This is a genomic window from Rhizobium sp. AQ_MP, assembly GCF_014237835.1.
GTDB lineage: Bacteria > Pseudomonadota > Alphaproteobacteria > Rhizobiales > Rhizobiaceae > Allorhizobium.
Map to the genome: position 1 here is coordinate 346,562 of NZ_JACJVI010000001.1, position 17,697 is coordinate 364,258.

Sequence of the window (17,697 nt, forward strand, 5' to 3'; positions counted from 1 at the left end):
GATCGGATTTTGGGCCGCCTGTCGGGCGACTTGACGTTTTGCGCAGGTGATCCCATCTGTGCCCTTTCTGATCGGGCCGCTCGGGCCCAGCATATGGCGCTTTATGTGCCGGGAGTACATTCATGTCGACGAGACAAGTAGAACTCGGCGAATTCGGTTTCGCCGGCGATGATCGCGTGGTTCCTTTCCAGGTGGAGGGCCTCGACGTCCGCGGCCGTGCCGTGCAGCTCGGACCGCTGATCAACACCATCCTCGAACGCCACGCCTATCCGGCGCCTGTGGCGCGGCTTCTGGCAGAAGCCATTGTATTGACCGTGCTGATCGGCACCTCGCTGAAGTTCGAAGGCAAGTTCACCGTTCAGACCAAGGGCAACGGCCCCGTCGACCTGCTTGTCGCCGACTTCGCCACGCCGGAAAACGTGCGCGCCTATGCCCGCTTCGATGAGCAGGCGGTGACTGACGCCGTCACCGCTGGCCGTGCCTCGCCGGAAGAGCTTCTGGGCGAGGGCGTGCTTGCCTTCACCATCGACCAGGGCTCCTTCATGCAGCCCTATCAGGGCATCGTACCGCTCGACGGGACCTCGCTCGAAGACATCGCCGGTGTCTACTTCCGCCAGTCGGAACAGATCCCGACGCGTGTGCGTCTCGGGGCTGCCGAGCTCTTCGACCGCGATGCCGAGGGCAAGCCGCGCCGCACCTGGCGCGCCGGTGGCCTGATCGCCCAGTTCCTGCCTGATGCTCCGGAGCGCATGCGCCAACCGGATCTGCACGGCGGCGATGGCGACGACCGCGATGCCGACCTGCATGGGGACGACGCCTGGGAAGAGGCCCGTATGCTGGTCGACACGATCGATGCCGACGAGCTCACGGATCCGCAGGTGGGGATCGAGCGTCTACTGTTCCGTCTCTTCCACGAACGCGGTGTGCGCGCCTATGATCCGCAGGCGGTCTACGATCGCTGCAGCTGCTCCCGCGAACGGCTCAAGGGTGTCCTTCAGGGCTTCTCCGCTGAAGAAATCGAGGCCAGTTCGGAAGACGGCAAGATCACTGTGACCTGTGAGTTCTGCTCGACAAGTTATGATTTCGAGCCTGGCGAGCTGACACCGGCTTGAAACACTGAAGGTGAGAAAGGCCAGAGCGATCCGGCCTTTTCTTGTGGTAAAGCACAGAGGGCGCCGATGAGCCTCACGCTTCCAATCAGGCCGGGCGACCGCTGATCACCTGCTCGACGGCAATCTCGGCCATGGCCAGGATTGCTTCGCGCGAGGTGGCGGCGGCAATGAAGCGGCCATTGTGACAGAAGCTTGCGCCCTTCACGCCGCAGACGGCCTCCAGATCGCCGTTGCTCAGGCCCGCCCAGGCTGCGGGCAGATCCGCGCGCTGCTCGAAACTGTCTTCAGTCTTGCGGATTCCGGTGATGCACCAATCCTTGTCTCGCGGATGCACGACGAAGAGCAGGTGGTCGGCGCCTGCCTTGATGATTGCCGGACGAAATGGCATGCCCATCGGCAGTTCCAGAACATGGCCGGCACCCGTTGCGGCGATCGCGTCGAGAACCATGGCTTCCGCCCGAAGCTTCGCCGCCCGCTGCCGGATGGCGGCCTCCACGACGGCGCGAGCGATTGTGAGGGCCGCATTAAAGCCGCGGTCGTCCGCTCCCGGCGCCTTGTCGTCAAACACGGGTTTCAGCGTCTCAAGCAGGCTCGGCAGGGTGAGATCCGCAAGCGGTCCTGCAGTCGCCGGGCTCAAGGCACCGTTGTCCATGAGATCGACCGGCAGCACGAACTTCTGGTCGAAACTCTCATGGATCACCTCTACGTGGTCCGCCGGAACATCTGTGGCTGTGAGGTACGCCCGCCCATAGTGCTTCCAGACGAGGCCGAACGAGCTGTAGGGCTGACCGTCGTCGCGCAGCGGTGCGCCGCGCTGATGGTGATCGAAGATCTGGGCCGCCGCGTCATAGGCACCACCCACGTCGTAAATGATGCGATCCGTTGCCGGCGTGATCCAGTCCGGCGCACGGCTACGCACGATCTGGGCCTCCGGATAAAGCCGCGTGAGGATGACGCTCGACAACAGTTCGTCGGCATGGAAGCCGCCACTATGGGTGACGAGATGGGTAATGCTCATGCCAAAAAACGACCTCTGGACGGCGTCGGGATCAATACCTTCAGATAGCCTCTGGTGCCGGTCAACTCAACTGCCATTTGTCAATTGAGGGTGCGGACCATGCCTGGGCTGTCAAGGGAGAATGCGGGGATCTCGACGTCGAAGCTCTCGCCGTCATCGGTTTCCATCCGGTAGGTGCCATACATCATGCCGGACGGCGTATCGAGGGGGCAGCCGGAGGAGTATTCATAGGTATCGCCGGGATCGAGCCGTGGCTGTTCGCCAACGACGCCCGGACCGCTGACTTCATCGACCTGACCGTTCTGATCCGTGATATGCCAGTACCGATGGGTCAGACGCACGGCCTTGGCCGAGTGGTTGGAGATGACGATCCGATAGCCCCAGACATATCGGCTGTCATCGGGGTCAGACTGTTCCTCGAGATAGTAAGGTTCGACTTGAACCTCTATGTCGCGTGTCAGCGCGCGATACATGCCTTGACCCTGAAAGCTTGCTTTGATGCCGATAGAAATGGCGTTCATTGTGGCGGCAGCAAGAGCGACACACAAACACCATGGCTTTTCAAGGGATAACGACGCTACTGTTTACGTCAAGGTCAATTGCTCAGCCGCGGCGCCTCCCGCGGCTGAAATGTTTTTTTGGTGAACGCTGAAGGTCGTCTCTCAGAGACCCTTGAGCGCCTGAGCGAAGTCTTCGAGCAAGTCCTGGGTGTCTTCGATGCCGCAGGAGAGGCGCACCGTTCCGCCGGAGATGCCGAGTTCGGCGCGTGCGTCGTCGGTCAGGTTCTTGTGCGTCGTGGTTGCCGGGTGCGTGATCAGGCTCTTTGCATCGCCAAGATTGTTGGAGATCTTGATGATCTGCATCGCGTTCTGCAGCTTGAAGGCTGCTTCCTTGCCGCCCTTGAGCTCGAAGCAGACCAGCGTCGAGCCGCCGGTCATCTGTTTGGCGATGATATCGGCCTGCGGATGGTCCTTGCGCCCCGGATAGATGACCTTGGACACGGCGCTCTGATCCGCCAGAAAATCGGCGATCGCCGCCGCGCTCGCCGTCTGCTGCTTGACGCGCAGTGGAAGCGTCTCGATGCCCTTCAGAAGCGTCCAGGCGTTGAACGGCGACATGGCGGGGCCGGTGTGGCGAAAATAGTCGTGCAGGTTCTCGTTGATCCATTCCTTCGACGAGAGCACCACGCCACCGAGGCAGCGGCCCTGGCCATCGATGTGCTTGGTCGCCGAGTAGACGACGACATGCGCGCCGAGCTCCAGCGGCTTCTGGAAGAGGGGCGTTGCAAAGACATTGTCGACGATCAGCTTGGCGCCGATCTGGTTGGCAAGCCTGGCCACACCGGCAACGTCGATCACTTCGAGCGTCGGGTTGGTCGGGCTTTCGAGGAACATCACCTTGGTGTTCGGGCGGATCGCAGCTTCCCAGTTGGCGAGATCACGTCCGTCGACCAGCGTGCATTCCACACCATAGCGGGGTGCAAGGGTCTCGACGACATAACGGCAGGAGCCGAACAGCGCGCGCGCCGCGACGATGTGGTCGCCAGCCTTCACCTGGCAAAGCACGGCCGCAGCAACGGCGGCCATGCCGGACGCCATGGCACGGGCGTCCTCCGCGCCCTCCAGCATGCACATGCGGCGCTCGAACATGTCGTTGGTAGGGCTGCCGTAGCGGGCGTAGATATAGCCCTCGCTCTCCCCCTTGAAGCGAGCTTCCGCCGCTTCAGAACTTTCATAGACGAAGCCCTGGGTGAGGAAGATCGCTTCCGACGTCTCGCCATAGGGAGAGCGCAGCGTGCCGCCATGGACGAGTTGGGTGGCCGGGCGCCAGTTCTTGCTCATGCACGTGCCTTTCGAACACAAAAAAACCGGTCGCGAGAACGGACCGGTTTTGCTACCCGGTCTATTTAGCCACTTGTTTAACGTGGCTGCAAGCCGACCGGCCAAATCACCACGGGATAAGGCTGCAATTACGCCTTTGCAGGCCTTGCGTCAATTGGTGGGCTTTGGTTTTGTCGAGCCCAAACAGGATTGAGATCATGACCTTGAAACCCGGGATATTGTCCGATCGCGCGATCGGAGCCTTGTTCGGTCAGGGCCAGCTGAAAAGCGAGGCCATGCTCGACAAGGACCAGATCCAGCCGGCGAGCCTCGACCTGCGTCTGGGCGGCAAGGCGATGCGGGTGCGCGCAAGCTTCATGCCGGGTCGCAACAGCACCGTCGCCGACAAGCTTGAGAAGCTCACGCTGCACGAGATTGATCTGGAGCAGGGGGCGGTTCTCGAAACCGGCTGCGTCTACATCGTGCCGCTGATGGAGAGCCTGGACCTGCCCGCCGCGATCTCGGCTTCCGCAAATCCGAAAAGCTCGACGGGCCGGTTGGATATCTTCACCCGCGTCATGGTCGACTACGCCCAGGAATTCGACAAGGTGCCGGCCGGCTACAAGGGCCAGCTCTATCTGGAAATCTCACCGCGCACCTTCCCGATTATCGTGCGACGCGGCTCACGCCTGTCGCAGATCCGCTTCCGCGTTGGTCATGCTTTGCTCGCCGAGACGGAGTTGCTCGACCTGCACAAGGCTGAAACCCTTGTCGCCAGCGACATGCCGAACGTCTCCGGGGGCGGGATCGCGCTCTCGATCGACCTCAACGGTTCGGGACCTGATGGCTTGATCGGCTATCGCGGAAAGCACCATACATCCGTCATAGACGTCGACCGCAAGGGCGCCCACGATGTGCTCGATTTCTGGGAGCCGCTCCACAGTCGCGGGAGGGGCGAACTGATCCTCGATCCGGATGAATTCTACATTCTCGTCTCGAACGAAGCGGTCCATGTTCCGCCTCTCTATGCTGCCGAGATGACACCTTACGACCCGCTGGTGGGCGAGTTCCGTGTGCATTATGCAGGCTTCTTCGATCCGGGTTTCGGCCATGCCGCCGCTGGTGGCTCGGGAAGCCGGGCGGTGCTGGAAGTCCGCAGCCACGAGGTCCCCTTCATTCTGGAGCACGGCCAGGTCATCGGTCGCCTCGTATACGAGCACATGCAGGAACGCCCGGAAGGACTTTACGGCAGGGGCCTGGGGTCGAACTACCAGGCACAGGGGCTGAAGCTCTCCAAGCACTTCCGCCTGCCATGACGACCAAGGCACCTGCAAAGCCGTCTGCCGGTGCTTGACACCAGCTGCGAACTGTTGGATTCCTCTGACCGTCGCGGGTGTAGCTCAATGGTAGAGCAGCAGCTTCCCAAGCTGAATACGAGGGTTCGATTCCCTTCACCCGCTCCAGTTTTCCAGCTACTCCCCTGCAAACCGCGCGAACGCTGCGAGCAGGTCCGCCAGCCGCTTGGCCGTGGCTTCATCCGTCAGCTTGCCGTCCCCGTCGAACAGCGTGTGTGCCCGCGAGACCATCAGGCGCTTCTCCGAAAACGTCCGGCAGCCGAGCGTGTGAAGGACGGACAGCCAGGCGTTCTGGCTGAGCAGCGTACCGAAATTGCCGGGTGAGGCCCCTACCAGTGCAAAGGCCTTGCCGCCAAAGACTTTGGCGGTGTCGGAGGAGGGGCGAGACATCCAGTCGATGGCGTTCTTGAAGACGCCGGGAATGCCGTTGTTGTATTCTGGAGTGAACAGGATCACGCCATCGGCCGCGATGATCTTTTCCTTGAGCGCCGTGACAGCGGCTGGAATGCCTTCAGCCTCTTCTAGATCGCCGTCATAGAGCGGAATGCCCTGAATTCCGGCCGTCTCCAGGCGGTAGCCTTCCGCCGGCAGTTGCGCTGCTGCCCTCAACAAGGCGGTGTTGAGCGAGTTCTTCCGCAGGCTTCCCGAAATACCGAGCAGTGTCACCATAAACGTCGTCTCCCGGATGGATCGTATCGCTCAACACTAGGTGCCCGATTGGTCGAGAGCAATCACTCTATGGCCGACAAAACAGCCCGGCTGGGGCGATGTGGTGTCTTGTTCCAGTGGAAGGGCTTCAACCTCAGCTCCACCACCGCCTTCCAGGCGGCCAGTGACACAGCCATCCAGTAAACCGGGATCGTCATCCATTTCCAGCCGACGTCCGCCTTCTCGTTTTTCGTCATGGGAGTTGCTCCCAACACGAAGAAGATGGCGTAGCTTCCGAGAATGTTGAAAATGTCCATGGCCAGCATCATCGTTGTGAACAGGCTTGGCTCTGTCGAGGGAGGCTGCAACAGGGAGATCACCAGCAGGGTCAGGAAGACGATGAGACCCGGATGGCTGAGGGCGGCGACCAACATGCCGCCGACCAGTAGTTGGAAGACCAGGAAAGCCGGCCAGCCCATGTCGTGTACCGTTTGCAGGGGGTTGCGCATCAGGACCAGCCAGGTCTGCAACCAGCCTTTGTACCAGCGCGTTCGTTGGGCCAGCCAGACGCGGAATTCAGTCGGGGCATCCTCATGGGTCGGCAGCGTCAGCGTGGAGGAGCGGTAGCCCATCCGATAGAGACGCATACCCAGATCCGCGTCTTCGGTCACGTTGTAGGGATCCCAGCCGCCGCTTTCTCTGAGAAGCTCGGTCTTGAAATGGTTTGAGGTTCCGCCGAGTGGCAGCGGCATGCGATGATAGCCGAGGGCCGGCAGCAGGCGGCGAAACAGCGCGGAATATTCAAGTGCAAAGACGGCACTGATCCAGCTGTCTCGAGCGTTGCCGATCACCAGCGGTGCCTGCAGGCATGCAAGATCCGGTGGACCGAGCCGGAACGCATGATAGGCTTCCCGGAGTTGTTGCGGATGCGGACGATCCTCTGCATCGTAGATCGTAAGGAAGGCGCCGCGTGCGCCGGCCAGGGCGTAGGTGAGGGCCTTGGGCTTGGTGCGAGGCGCCATCGCAGGCACGACGACAACTTCCACATGAGGGCCAGGTTTCGCTTGGCGGATCGCCTCGATCGTCGCGAAATCGTCAGTCTCGCAGACCAGTTTCACGTCGAGAAGACTGCGCGGCCAGTCGAGCTTATCGAGCGCTGCAAGAAGCTGCGGCACGACATCGGCCTCACGATAAAGCGCCACCATCACCGTGTAGATCGGTAGAACCTCGCTGTCATGCTCCAGCCTCGCCTCCGATATGGGGTGGCGTCGTCCATGGGTGACGACTGCCAAACGCAGCATGAGTGCCGCGGCATGAAAAAGGGAGAGGGCCAGATGGCTCGCGACAGCGGCAAGCATCGGTGCCATCATTGCAAGCAGGCACAAAAGGCACAGACCGGTACCGGCGACGAAACCCTGGTCGCCAGTCACGACGAGCCGCGCTGAAAGAGGTTGAAGCCTGTCGAACAATCCCCGCACGGCGTGAGCCACGCGCCTGTTTTCGCCGATTTTCCAACTCGCACGCCGGATGGCGCTTGGCGTCGTCAGCACAAGACTGCCTGCTCCATGACCATGGCGGCCAAAGCGCCTGGCCAGGCCTTCCATGTGAACAATCTGCGGAGCAATGGCCATCACCGGAGGCCTGTCGCTGTAATGCAGCCGCAGCATCCTCGGCTCCGCAAGCTGTGTGTCGCTATGGGCGTAGTCCACGAGCAGCGATAGGTCGATGTCTGGCAGAAACTGCAGACCGTACATCCGCGCGAGGCCTGCGAAATATGCCTCTTCCTCGATGAGGCCGCTTGCGAGGAGTTCCGCTTCGACACTGGTACCGTTGGCGGATGCCCGTTTGGCCATGCGAGCGATCAGCGGTTTCGAAATGCCCAGCATATGCAGCAAGCGTGCTTCGCATTTCAGTTGGGTCCATGTCTGTGCATCGGGCGCGCCTTCTGCGCTCCGCCGGACTTGCCCCCGCTCAGATCCGAGGCGCGCGGGAACCATCCGCGGGCCGTATTCCCTCGTCCACACCAAGCTGCTACACGTCATCCCGTTCGGACGACGCCCCACCCTGACCCCGGTTGAAGATGATAGAGATGCGCGGCAAAGTTACATCCCTAGATTTAGTTGGGTTGTGGCTCTTCGGATTGGCCTTTTTCGCGATGCTGGTGTTGTCCGCGTCGCCAGCGCGATCGCAAAACACCGAATTGCCGGTTCTTTTCGACGCACGCGAACGGCTGGTCCGCCCCGATGTGAGCGGGGTGCTCCGTCTGCGCTTCCTGACCACGACCGACTTTCCGCCGTTCAACTTCATTGATCAGACTGGGCGACTGACCGGTTTCCACATCGATCTCGCGCGGGCGCTCTGTGATGAACTCGGGCTTCAGGCGCGTTGTCAGGTCCAGGCACTGCCCTATGGCCAATTGAGTTCGGCCCTGGAAGCCGGCCAGGGCGAGGCGGTGATCGCCGGCGTCGCAGTGACGGAGCAACTGCGCGAGAAATTCAACTTCACGCGGCCTTATCTCTTGTTGCCCGCACGGTTCCTGATGCGAAATGACACTGCGCTGACCCGACAGAATGCAGAAGGCCTTGCAGGCAAAAGGGTCGGTGTTGTCAGGAATACGTCACATGAGGCAATGCTTCGGGCCTTCTTCCCCAGCATGTCTCCGACCACCTTCGAAGATCAGGCCTCGTTGATGACGGGCCTCAGGGAAAAACAGGTAGAGGCGGTCTTCGCCGATGCCCTCCAACTCTCCTTCTGGATGATGAGCCCTGCGGCAGCCGGGTGCTGCCGTTTCCTCGATGGCCCCTTCCTCTCGGAGCGGCATCTCGGAGAAGGCATGACGATCATGGTTGGCGGACAGGACGGAAGCCTCGCCGCCGCGCTTGAGAGTGCGCTGGCGGCCGTTTCGGAAGACGGGCGGCTGGAGGAAATATACCTCCGATACTTCCCGGCTGGCCTCTTTTAAGACCTGTCAGATCCGTCGATAGCGCGCGGAAGCGCTCCGCTCCAGAGCGGCGCAGGTGAGCTTGTCGAGTTCCAGTCGATCCCGCAACAACTGCAGGAGGCGCACCTCTTCGGCACGGATCGCCAGATCGACAGCGATGATTTCCACAGCCAGAGCATAGGCCGTTTCGTGCAGCCAGTCTGGCAGGGCATCGCGAATGGTCTCGAGCGCGATATCCAGCCCCTCGGGGCCCGACAGCAAGCCAGCGCAGCGCTGGGAAACCTCAATCAAGCGTTCCTTGTCGAAGTTTTCAAAGACCGGAAGGATGTCGATCAGTTGGCCGATACGCACAAGTTCTTTTTCGGCCATGGCATTATCGACGGCGGACGCCATGACCATGACGAAGATCAGGGCTTCTTCCGGAGAGACGGGCTTGTTCATGTAGGATGGTTTCCAGTTGCAGTAGCGCTGAGAGTAGGAGGCGGGCTGGGGTGATTCAAGGGATTGGGCCATGTCATCTTACAGGCTCACCAAAAAGCCCGCGTCTTGCGGCGCGGGCTTCTTCGGTGAGGACGGCGAGGGGCGAATCCTTTTCCGCTTCGGCCCAACCATATTTTGCAAGCCAGGACGAAACATCCTGAACGCCGACCCAGCATCGCGTCCGGATCTCTCCCTGCCAGCTTGTCGATCCGGTTTCGCAGGAGAGCGACCGGTTGCGCAGAAAGAGCCGCTGCTGTGTCCTCGCCATGGCCCCGCATGGCCAGGGAGTGCTGTCTGCGGCAAGGCAGGTACGGTCGGGCGGTGTTTCGATGATATCAGCGAGCCTGACCCGTTGGTCACGTCCGAAGGTCACGACACCTGCGGCAACGCTTGCCGGTCGATGCAACAGCACGACCCGGGGCTTTGTGCGGCTGGCAGTCTCCGACAAGGGCGCTCGCGGTGCGACCCTTTCAAGATTGCCGTCATCGGCGAAAGCCGGAGAGCCAAAGACATCGGGCTGGATCGCACGCACTTCGCGGCGCGGCACGGTCTCGGGGGAAGGCCCCGGCAGGTCGGACGACAAGGCGCCCATTTCCGGCAGCTCAAGCTCAGACGGGTCCGGAACGTCGAGATCTTCGATATTGTAATCCACCGGGTCTTCGCGCAAAGCAGCGCCTGCGGCCATCACGAGACTGGCCCACAAAACAAGCCCGACCGCGCCTACGATGAAGGTGCCGATCCCTCGCATTAGGTCCGTTTTCCTATTGGCTCGCCCAGATGATCCGTGCCACCCATTCGACGTCGCTGGTGTCGAGGGTGCGCGGCGGATGATCGGGGTTGAGCGACTGCAGTTCGATGGACTTGGCGCTCTGCCGGGCAAGGATCTTGGCCATGACTTCGCCCTCCCGGGTCTTGACCACGACGCGGTCGCCACGCCGAACCTGGGCACCGGGCTCAACGATCAGGATGTCGCCATCGCGGTACAGCGGCTTCATGCTCTCGCCCTGCACCTCAAGCGCATAGACGCCGTTGTTGCGGCCGGGGGCCGCGGGAAACTCGACGAGATCCCACCCCTGGCCGGCCGGAAAACCGCCATCGTCGAAGAAGCCGCCGGCCCCCGCCTGAGCCATGCCGAGCAGGGGGATGGAGCTCGTCTGAGGCGGAAATGTGCCTTGGGGCAGGGGGCTGCCGCGCAAGGCTTCGGGCGAGATATAGCGCATGAACTGGTCGAGGCTGGCGCCGGTCGCCTCCAGCACCTTGGCGATGGACTCCGTCGACGGCCAGCGCATGCGCCCGTCCGCGCCAACGCGCTTGGATTTGTTGAAGGACGTGGGGTCAAGGCCCGCCCGGCGCGCAAGGCCCGAGGGCGTCAGCGAATGCTGCTCCGCCAGCCGATCGATCGCGGCCCATATGCTGTCATGCGATAGCATGTTCGCGCCTCTTCAAGCCGGAACACCTTTGATCCCCGGTCCGGCACTGGCGAAAACAATAGACGAGCAGACCCCGTTCGTAAAGCAAAAAGGAATAAAATCCTCTGCTGTGCCGATCAGGCAACCATGGCCATGTTGATCTTGCCCAGCTGGATGACGGCCTGGGTCCGGCTGTCGACCTTGAGCTTCAGAAGGATCGCCGAAACATGCGCCTTGATGGTCGCTTCGGAAACCCCGAGCTCATAGGCGATCTGCTTGTTGAGCAGACCTTCGCCAAGCATGCCGAGCACGCGGCTCTGCTGCGGAGTGAGCGTGCGCAGGCGGTTGATCAGGTCGGCGACATCCGGATCGGTTTCCTGGCCGCCCTGATAGCTTGTCGGCGTTGCGATATCGCCTTCGAGCACCGACTGGATGCTTGAGCGGATCTCGTCGATCCCGGCTGACTTGGAGATGAAGCCGGACGCGCCGAGTTCCAGCGCCCGGCGGATGGTGACGGAATCGTCGGTTGCGGAAACGATGACGAGTGGCAGGCTTGCAAACTCCGCCCGAAGCGCCATCAGGCCGGAAAAGCCTGATACCCCGGGCATGGCAAGATCGAGCAGCATGAGGTCTGCGTCAGGATGGTCGGATGCCGCCTTGCGGGCGGCCTCGAAATCGCCGGCCTCGATGATGGTTTGCGTGCCGTCTATGCCGGTCACGGCCTGGCGCAGGGCGCCGCGGAAAAGCGGATGGTCGTCGGCGATGATAAAGGTCGATGCAGCCATGTCAAAGCCCCCTCCCAAGAGCGATGTCATATTGCGCACGATTGCGTGGTTATCTTTTAGCGCTTGGCGAGGCACTAGACAATGGTCGTGCAACGAATGGGCGAGAAGGATCTCGAGGGATCAGGTCCGGTCGGGAACGGTGCCCTGCTGGTTTTCCTGCTGCTCACCCTGAAACTCCTGTACGAGACCGAAGAAGGCCCGCATGAAGCGTTCCATGATGCCGATTGACCGGTCGATTTCCGCGTCGCTCGGAAGCTCGCCACTGCCGGCAGTCGTCCCGTCCGCAATCTGCTTTTCCAGCGCCTCGACGCGCTTTTCAAGCCGTGCGAGATCTTCGTCGTAAGCCGCCCGCTCGTCCGCCGCCATCCGGCAGGTGAGCGTGCCATCGGCCTCGGTGCAGAGCGTCACAGCGCCTGTCTGGCGATCGAGCCGCACGAAGCCGCTTTCCGATTTCTCCAGCGTATAGCGATCCGTATTGGTCTCCTGCGCAACGGCAACAGGGATGCCCGCTGCCAGCAGCAAAACCGCAAAAGCCGTTCTTCGGATGATCATCTTTAGTGTCTCCTCCTGTCGTCAGTCTTGCCGGGCGTGGACATTTGTCGACGTTTGCGGCAAACCCGCCTCGACCCTCATGATCTGCGAGAGACCGAACCTTGGACAAGAGCATATACAAGATCGTGCCGCGAGAATTATGGCAGCCAGCCCGCGTGGCGGGTGTTTTCAAGGGCGCGCCGATCGATCTCAAGGACGGTTACATCCATTTCTCGACGGCCGCCCAGGCCGTTGAGACGGCCCGGCTGCATTTCGCCGGTCAGTCCGATCTTCTGCTGGTGGCGGTTGATGCCACCCTTTTCGGTGACGCTTTGAAGTGGGAAGCCTCGCGCGGCGGTGATCTGTTCCCGCATCTTTATGCCGACCTGCCCTTCGATGCAGTGCTCTGGGAAAAGCCCCTGGCCCTTGGTGAGGATGGCCTGCATGTCTTTCCAAGCCTGACCGGGGAGAAGCCGTGATGTCCGATCTCTTTTCGCTCGGCCGTCGCGGCCTCTTCCTCTTCGATGCCGAGACGGCCCATGGGCTTTCGATTGCGGCTCTGAAGACGGGGCTCGTTCCGGCCTGCAAGGCCGCAGCCGATCCGCGCCTGGCCCAGACGGTAGCCGGAATTCGCTTCCCGAACTCGCTCGGCATGGCTGCCGGCTATGACAAGAATGCCGAAGTGCCGGACGCTCTTCTGTCGCTCGGTTTCGGTTTTGCCGAGGTCGGCACGCTGACGCCGAAGCCCCAGGCCGGCAATCCGAAGCCGCGCATCTTCCGCCTGGAGCGCGACCATGCGGTGATCAACCGCCTTGGCTTCAACAACGGGGGCCATGCAGCAGCCCTTGCCCGGCTCTCAGCACGACGCAACCGTCCCGGCATCGTCGGCGTCAACATCGGCGCCAACAAGGATGCGACGGACCGTATCGCCGACTATGTTGCCGGCATCCGCCGCTTCTATTCCGTCGCGACCTACTTCACCGCGAATATCTCCTCGCCCAACACGCCTGGTCTGCGCGACCTGCAGGCCAAGGAAAGCCTTGATGCGCTCCTATCGGCTGTGCTGACCGCCCGCTCGGAAGAGGGCCTGAAGGCAGGCAAACGCCTGCCGGTCTTCCTGAAGATCGCGCCCGATCTGACGGAAGAGGGCATGGACGACATCGCCGAGGTCGTGGCGGCCCACGATCTCGATGGTCTGATCGTTTCCAATACGACGCTGTCCCGCGATGGCCTGACCGATCCTACCCTTGCGGGCGAGGCGGGTGGCCTCTCTGGCGCCCCGCTCTTCGACAAGTCCACCGCCGTGCTTGCCCGCATGCGCAAACGCGTCGGACCGACCCTGCCGATCATCGGCGTCGGGGGTGTCTCCTCGGCGGAAACGGCGCTCGAAAAGATCCGTGCCGGCGCCGACCTCGTGCAGCTTTACTCCTGCATGGTCTATGAGGGCCCGGCCCTGCCGGGGCGCATTGTCCGGGGCCTGTCGAGCTTGCTCGACCACGAGCAGGTCGCGAGCATCCGCGAATTGCGGGATTCAAGGCTTGATCACTGGCTGTCGGTAAAGGTCTGATCGGTCTTCCTCTTCAGCCGCGCCAGCAACAGCAGGCCGCGTAAGGCCAGAAAGACGTTGAGCGCGATCCAGAGCCCGTGATTGTCAAACAACGGGACGAGCACGCCGACGCTGGCGAGGTAGCCGGCGAGCGCAACAAGCATCATGTTGCGCATCTCGACTGACCAGGTCGCGCCGATGAAGACGCCGTCCATGTGGAAGGCAAGTGCCCCGGTGAGCGCCGTCAGCGCCGCATAGATAAGATATGTCTCGGCAGCGCCGCGCACGTCGCCGGCCGTGGTGATGAAGCCGATGATGGCATCGCCGAAGATCAGGAAGAAGGCGACGCTCGCTAGGGCAAGACCCAGCGACCAGATGCCTGTGAGTCGGACGGCGCGTTCGAAGGCCCGTCTCTGCCGGGCTCCGATCGTCTCTCCGGTAATCTGTTCAGCAGCCGTTGCCATGCCGTCGAGATAGAAACTCGCGATCATGAAGAAGTTCATCAGCACCGCATTGGCCGCAAGCGTCACGGCGCCGAAGCCGGCGCCGATCCGGGTCATGACGGTGAAGGCCGTGATCAGCGAGAAGGTGCGGATGAGGATATCGCGGTTCAGCCGGAACAGCGCCATCAGCTTTATCCGGTCGGTGATCATCGAGACCTGCGGCATGGCGGCCCGCCCGTAGCGCCAGAAGACAAAGGTTAAGCCGGCAATCATCGCGATCAGTTCGCCGATGACGGTGCCCCAGGCAACACCGGCGATGCCGAAGCCAAAGGTAACGCCAAGCAGGATCGACATGACGATGTTGACGCCATTCAGCAGGATCTGCAGCGCAAGCCCGACAGAGCCCAGCCCGCGTCCGAGCACGAAACCCAGCAGCGTGAAGTTCGTGAGCGTTACGGGTGCTGCAAGAATGCGGATGCCGATATAGGTGGCCGCAGCTGCCTGCACGCCGCCGTCCGCGCCCATCATCGACGGGCCAAAGCCCACGATGGCCGGAGACGCAACCAGGATGATGAGGCCGAAGCCAACCGACAGGACGATGGACCGCCAGAAGACGGCGAAGAGTTCGGTCGTCTCGCCGCGTCCCTGCGCCTGCGCCACAAGCGCAGTCGTCGAGGCCCGCAGGAAATTCAGGCTGGCGAAAAGCAGATCGAAGAGTGCCGCCGCGATGGCAAGCCCGGCAAGCTGGGCCGCATCACCGCTCCGTCCGACGACGGCGGTATCGGTAAGGCCGAGCAGCGGCGTGGTGACGAAACCGAGCGTCATCGGGACCGCGATCGCAAGCACGCTGCGATGACTGACCTCGATGGTTCGGGTGGAGGAAGAAGAAGGGCTGTGCATGGATCGCTCCGGTGGGGACCGGAGCGGAGAGGGAATCACTCAGGCCGACAGCACCATGGCCCAGTAGGGGCGGTTGCCGGAAGCGGAATCCCAGGCCACGGCGACGCCGAGCCCGTTGAAATTGCCAAGCATGTTGTCGAGATGCCGCTTGGAATCGATCCAGGCCTGCACGGCACGTTCGACGCTGTCCTGGCCGGTCGCGATGTTCTCGGCGGCAGGCAGGGGCACGCCGTGTCCCTTCATCCGGGCCCCGAAACTGTCGTTGAAGCCGATCAGATGCGACATCTCCCCGGCACGCGCCATGCGCTTGGCCTGGGCGATTGCGGCCACTTCCGCAGCCTTGCCACGCGAAAGCGATGATAGACCACGCGACTGGCGGAGGCGATTGACCATCGGCAGCGCAGCCTCCGTCTCGGCGCGCGACTGCCCGTCATCGGGGTTGAGGATGTCGGTGGAACGGCAGCCGGCTATAGCTGCCGTCATGAGGCTGGCCGAAATCAGGACCAGCCGGCGGCGGGGCAAGGCAAGATCGGCGATCGGCATATCAGTTCCTGGAGGCGAAGAGGCGTAGCAGGATGAAGGCCGGAATGACGATCGTTGCTCCGATCAGCAGATACTGCCCGACACGGCCGAGTGCGTCGAAGCCGGTATACCAGAGATCGATCAGAAAGTAGCGGACGCCGTTCAGCAGGTCGGCCGCATCGAGCCCGAGGACGGACATCACGAAGCCGACGATGAGCGAGACGACGATCAGCTTGACGAGCGTACGGCCCGGGGTATCGCCGAGAAATCGATTGAGGCCATCAGCCATGCGTAATCTCCTGTTGTCGTCCGCTGATATGGGCGCGGTCCGCCCGCCCTGCAAGCCGGCGAAGCAAGCGCTTGCGATAGGACTTGAGTTTTTTCCGGCGATCGGTCAAGACCGCGCGCCCACTCCATGCCGGCTCGCGTCCGGCTGGACGGCACGAAGGGATCCCGATGCACCCCACCCAGTTCTCCTCCGGCGATGTCATCGCCGATCGCCGCGCCGATTATGCCCGCATGCTTGCCGAGAATGGCGAACATGAGGCAGCCGTCGAATTGATGGAGCAGGCGCTGGAACTGGTGCCCGACTGGACGGCGGGCCTCGTGCGGCTGGCGGATTACGCCGAGAAGGCGAACCAGCCGGGAAAAGCCGTTCCTGCCTTGCAGCGTGTGCTCGAGCTCGACCCGCAGGATCTCTTCGGCGCCAAACTGAAGCTCGCACTGCTTGGCGCGGAAGAGGTGCCTGACCAGCCGCCGTCGCGTTACGTCGAGGCGCTGTTCGACGACTATGCCGATCGCTTCGATACAGCACTCGTCGAACGGCTCGACTACACCGTCCCGGCCAAGCTCGCCCGGCTGATTGCAGATCACGACGACAGGCGGTTCGAGGTCGCCGTCGACCTCGGCTGCGGCACGGGTCTCTTCGGCGCCGAGATCCGCGACCGGGTGGCCCGCCTGGAGGGCTTTGATCTGTCGGTCAACATGCTCGCCAAGGCTGAGGAAAAAGGTCTCTATGATTTCCTCGCCAAGGCCGATCTATCCCTTGATCCGGCGCAATCTGGCCTCTTCGATGAGGGCCTCGCTGACGGGCGTGCCGATATCGTCTCCGCCGCCGATGTGCTGATGTATCTCGGTGATCTCGCCAATGCCTTCTCGCTTGCCGCTCGCCTCGCAAGGCCAGGAGCATTCTTCGCCTTTTCGGTCGAGGATGCGGGCGAGGGAGATGGTTTCCTGCTGGCTCCTAGCCTGCGTTACGCCCACACCGAACAGCATGTCCGGCAACGTCTTGCCGAAAACGGCTTCGAGGTCCTCACTTTGGCCCGCACCACCATTCGCATGGATGGCGGAAAATCCGTCTCCGGCATTCTGTTTCTTGCGAGCCGGATAGCCTGAGAAGCAGCTTTCTTGCGAATTGCTTCATAGGTCAGCTTTACTGACCTATCGCCCTTGTTTTCCAGGGGATCTCGCGTAGGATTCGTACCAGGGAGGTCAATGTCTGGAGAGCGATATGGCGCAGTTGACGAGCATGCTGGGCATCTGGAATTCGAACCCGACCCGCCACACGCCGGCGGAGGATCTGCAGGGCATCGTCGCCGGCAGCCTGATCGCAGCACTTGGCCTCTATTTCCTCGCTCAAGTCGGACTTCTGACCGGTGGCATGGCCGGCCTCGCTTTCGTCCTCCACTATTGGAGCGGCTGGAGCTTCGGTCTGCTCTTCTTCCTGCTCAATCTGCCGTTCTACATCCTGTCGCTGCGCCGTGTCGGTCTCGATTTCACCATCAAGACCTTTGCCGCCGTCGGCCTCACCTCCTTCATCGTCGAGATCGAAAGCCGCTTCCTCGTCATTCAGAGCATCGCGCCCGTCTGGGCGGCGATCGTTGGTGGTCTGCTGCTCGGCTTCGGCCTGCTCGCGCTCTACCGCCACCGCGCCAGCCTCGGCGGTCTCGGCATCCTCGCTGTCTACATCCAGGACCGTTTCGGCATTCGCGCCGGCCTCGTCCAGCTTGCGTTCGATCTCTGCGTCATGGCGCTCGCCTTTGCCGTCGTCAGCCCCTCGGTGGTGATGTACTCGGTGATCGGTGCGGTGGTGCTCAATCTCTTCCTCGCGATCAATCACCGCTCGGACCGGTATATTGCACTGCGGTGAGGCCGTTTTCTCCCTTCTCTTTCCCCGCTTGTCCACTA

At 62.1% G+C, this 17,697-nt stretch carries 20 protein-coding genes, 1 tRNA gene and 1 riboswitch; of the genes, 8 read left to right on the top strand and 13 right to left on the bottom strand.

The window, feature by feature from the left end; genetic code table 11:
• The first annotated feature begins 122 nt into the window (after positions 1-122).
• On the top strand, positions 123-1,112 hold the full coding sequence (locus H6M51_RS01830) for an Hsp33 family molecular chaperone (protein ID WP_185808175.1): 990 nt from the start codon (positions 123-125) through the stop codon (positions 1,110-1,112).
• An 85-nt stretch (positions 1,113-1,197) separates the two neighbouring features.
• Here H6M51_RS01830 and H6M51_RS01835 read toward each other — a convergent pair whose 3' ends face one another.
• The 3 genes from H6M51_RS01835 to H6M51_RS01845 form a co-directional block, all read right to left on the bottom strand.
• Positions 1,198-2,130 carry an MYG1 family protein gene (locus H6M51_RS01835; protein WP_185808176.1) on the bottom strand — a complete coding sequence of 311 codons (933 nt, stop codon included), beginning with the start codon at positions 2,128-2,130 and terminating at the stop codon, positions 1,198-1,200.
• A gap of 80 nt (positions 2,131-2,210) precedes the next feature.
• The gene (apaG, locus tag H6M51_RS01840) at positions 2,211-2,603 is read right to left on the bottom strand and encodes a Co2+/Mg2+ efflux protein ApaG (protein ID WP_185808177.1); all 393 of its coding nucleotides are present in this window, start codon (positions 2,601-2,603) and stop codon (positions 2,211-2,213) included.
• A 189-nt stretch (positions 2,604-2,792) separates the two neighbouring features.
• Positions 2,793-3,971 carry an O-succinylhomoserine sulfhydrylase gene (locus H6M51_RS01845; RefSeq protein ID WP_185808178.1) on the bottom strand — a complete coding sequence of 393 codons (1,179 nt, stop codon included), beginning with the start codon at positions 3,969-3,971 and terminating at the stop codon, positions 2,793-2,795.
• Positions 3,972-4,015: 44 nt separating this feature from the next.
• Positions 4,016-4,094: riboswitch (SAM riboswitch) on the bottom strand.
• A 74-nt stretch (positions 4,095-4,168) separates the two neighbouring features.
• Here H6M51_RS01845 and H6M51_RS01850 point away from each other — a divergent pair.
• Both H6M51_RS01850 and H6M51_RS01855 read left to right on the top strand, forming a co-directional pair.
• On the top strand, positions 4,169-5,266 hold the full coding sequence (locus tag H6M51_RS01850; RefSeq protein WP_185808179.1) for a 2'-deoxycytidine 5'-triphosphate deaminase: 1,098 nt from the start codon (positions 4,169-4,171) through the stop codon (positions 5,264-5,266).
• A gap of 73 nt (positions 5,267-5,339) precedes the next feature.
• Positions 5,340-5,413: transfer RNA gene (locus tag H6M51_RS01855), tRNA-Gly, on the top strand.
• A gap of 9 nt (positions 5,414-5,422) precedes the next feature.
• On the opposite strand, the gene H6M51_RS01860 is transcribed toward H6M51_RS01855, so the two are convergent.
• A complete protein-coding gene (locus H6M51_RS01860; protein WP_185808180.1) occupies positions 5,423-5,974 on the bottom strand; it encodes an NADPH-dependent FMN reductase in 552 nt (183 codons plus the stop codon).
• Positions 5,975-6,036: 62 nt separating this feature from the next.
• Positions 6,037-7,839 (bottom strand): glycosyltransferase family 2 protein, encoded by a 1,803-nt coding sequence (locus H6M51_RS01865; RefSeq protein WP_246780372.1) that lies wholly within the window; start codon positions 7,837-7,839, stop codon positions 6,037-6,039.
• Positions 7,840-8,042: 203 nt separating this feature from the next.
• On the opposite strand from H6M51_RS01865, the gene H6M51_RS01870 reads away from it, so the two are divergent.
• Entirely contained in the window at positions 8,043-8,915 is an 873-nt protein-coding gene (locus tag H6M51_RS01870) for a transporter substrate-binding domain-containing protein (RefSeq protein ID WP_185808182.1), read from the top strand.
• A gap of 6 nt (positions 8,916-8,921) precedes the next feature.
• Here the strand turns inward: H6M51_RS01870 and H6M51_RS01875 are convergent, their stop codons facing one another.
• The 5 genes from H6M51_RS01875 to H6M51_RS01895 all read right to left on the bottom strand — a co-directional run bounded on the left by H6M51_RS01875 (position 8,922) and on the right by H6M51_RS01895 (position 12,120).
• Positions 8,922-9,335 carry a tellurite resistance TerB family protein gene (locus H6M51_RS01875; RefSeq protein WP_185808183.1) on the bottom strand — a complete coding sequence of 138 codons (414 nt, stop codon included), beginning with the start codon at positions 9,333-9,335 and terminating at the stop codon, positions 8,922-8,924.
• Positions 9,336-9,408: 73 nt separating this feature from the next.
• Positions 9,409-10,122, bottom strand: a complete 714-nt coding sequence (locus H6M51_RS01880) for a thermonuclease family protein (protein WP_185808184.1) — start codon at positions 10,120-10,122, stop codon at positions 9,409-9,411.
• Positions 10,123-10,135: 13 nt separating this feature from the next.
• Positions 10,136-10,804, bottom strand: a complete 669-nt coding sequence (locus H6M51_RS01885) for a helix-turn-helix transcriptional regulator (protein WP_185808185.1) — start codon at positions 10,802-10,804, stop codon at positions 10,136-10,138.
• A 116-nt stretch (positions 10,805-10,920) separates the two neighbouring features.
• Entirely contained in the window at positions 10,921-11,568 is a 648-nt protein-coding gene (locus H6M51_RS01890; protein ID WP_185808186.1) for a response regulator transcription factor, read from the bottom strand.
• A 120-nt stretch (positions 11,569-11,688) separates the two neighbouring features.
• Positions 11,689-12,120: a hypothetical protein gene (locus H6M51_RS01895; protein ID WP_185808187.1), complete on the bottom strand. Its 432-nt coding sequence runs from the start codon at positions 12,118-12,120 to the stop codon at positions 11,689-11,691.
• 101 nt (positions 12,121-12,221) lie between these two features.
• On the opposite strand from H6M51_RS01895, the gene H6M51_RS01900 reads away from it, so the two are divergent.
• Positions 12,222-12,578, top strand: coding sequence for a DUF952 domain-containing protein (locus H6M51_RS01900; RefSeq protein WP_185808188.1), 357 nt, complete (start codon positions 12,222-12,224; stop codon positions 12,576-12,578).
• Positions 12,578-13,666, top strand: coding sequence for a quinone-dependent dihydroorotate dehydrogenase (locus H6M51_RS01905; protein WP_185808189.1), 1,089 nt, complete (start codon positions 12,578-12,580; stop codon positions 13,664-13,666). Before H6M51_RS01900 ends, H6M51_RS01905 begins: the two co-directional genes overlap by 1 nt.
• Here H6M51_RS01905 and H6M51_RS01910 read toward each other — a convergent pair.
• The 3 genes from H6M51_RS01910 to H6M51_RS01920 are packed head-to-tail and all read right to left on the bottom strand — an operon-like array spanning position 13,642 to position 15,799.
• Positions 13,642-14,988 carry an MATE family efflux transporter gene (locus tag H6M51_RS01910; protein WP_185808190.1) on the bottom strand — a complete coding sequence of 449 codons (1,347 nt, stop codon included), beginning with the start codon at positions 14,986-14,988 and terminating at the stop codon, positions 13,642-13,644. The genes H6M51_RS01905 and H6M51_RS01910 overlap by 25 nt on opposite strands.
• A gap of 39 nt (positions 14,989-15,027) precedes the next feature.
• Positions 15,028-15,531 (bottom strand): CAP domain-containing protein, encoded by a 504-nt coding sequence (locus H6M51_RS01915; RefSeq protein WP_210314663.1) that lies wholly within the window; start codon positions 15,529-15,531, stop codon positions 15,028-15,030.
• A gap of 1 nt (position 15,532) precedes the next feature.
• Positions 15,533-15,799, bottom strand: coding sequence for a DUF6460 domain-containing protein (locus H6M51_RS01920; RefSeq protein ID WP_185808191.1), 267 nt, complete (start codon positions 15,797-15,799; stop codon positions 15,533-15,535).
• A gap of 167 nt (positions 15,800-15,966) precedes the next feature.
• Between H6M51_RS01920 and H6M51_RS01925 the strand changes: the two genes are divergently transcribed.
• Positions 15,967-16,905: a class I SAM-dependent methyltransferase gene (locus H6M51_RS01925; RefSeq protein WP_185808192.1), complete on the top strand. Its 939-nt coding sequence runs from the start codon at positions 15,967-15,969 to the stop codon at positions 16,903-16,905.
• A gap of 115 nt (positions 16,906-17,020) precedes the next feature.
• Positions 17,021-17,659 carry a YitT family protein gene (locus tag H6M51_RS01930; protein ID WP_185808193.1) on the top strand — a complete coding sequence of 213 codons (639 nt, stop codon included), beginning with the start codon at positions 17,021-17,023 and terminating at the stop codon, positions 17,657-17,659.
• The last annotated feature ends 38 nt before the right edge of the window (positions 17,660-17,697 follow it).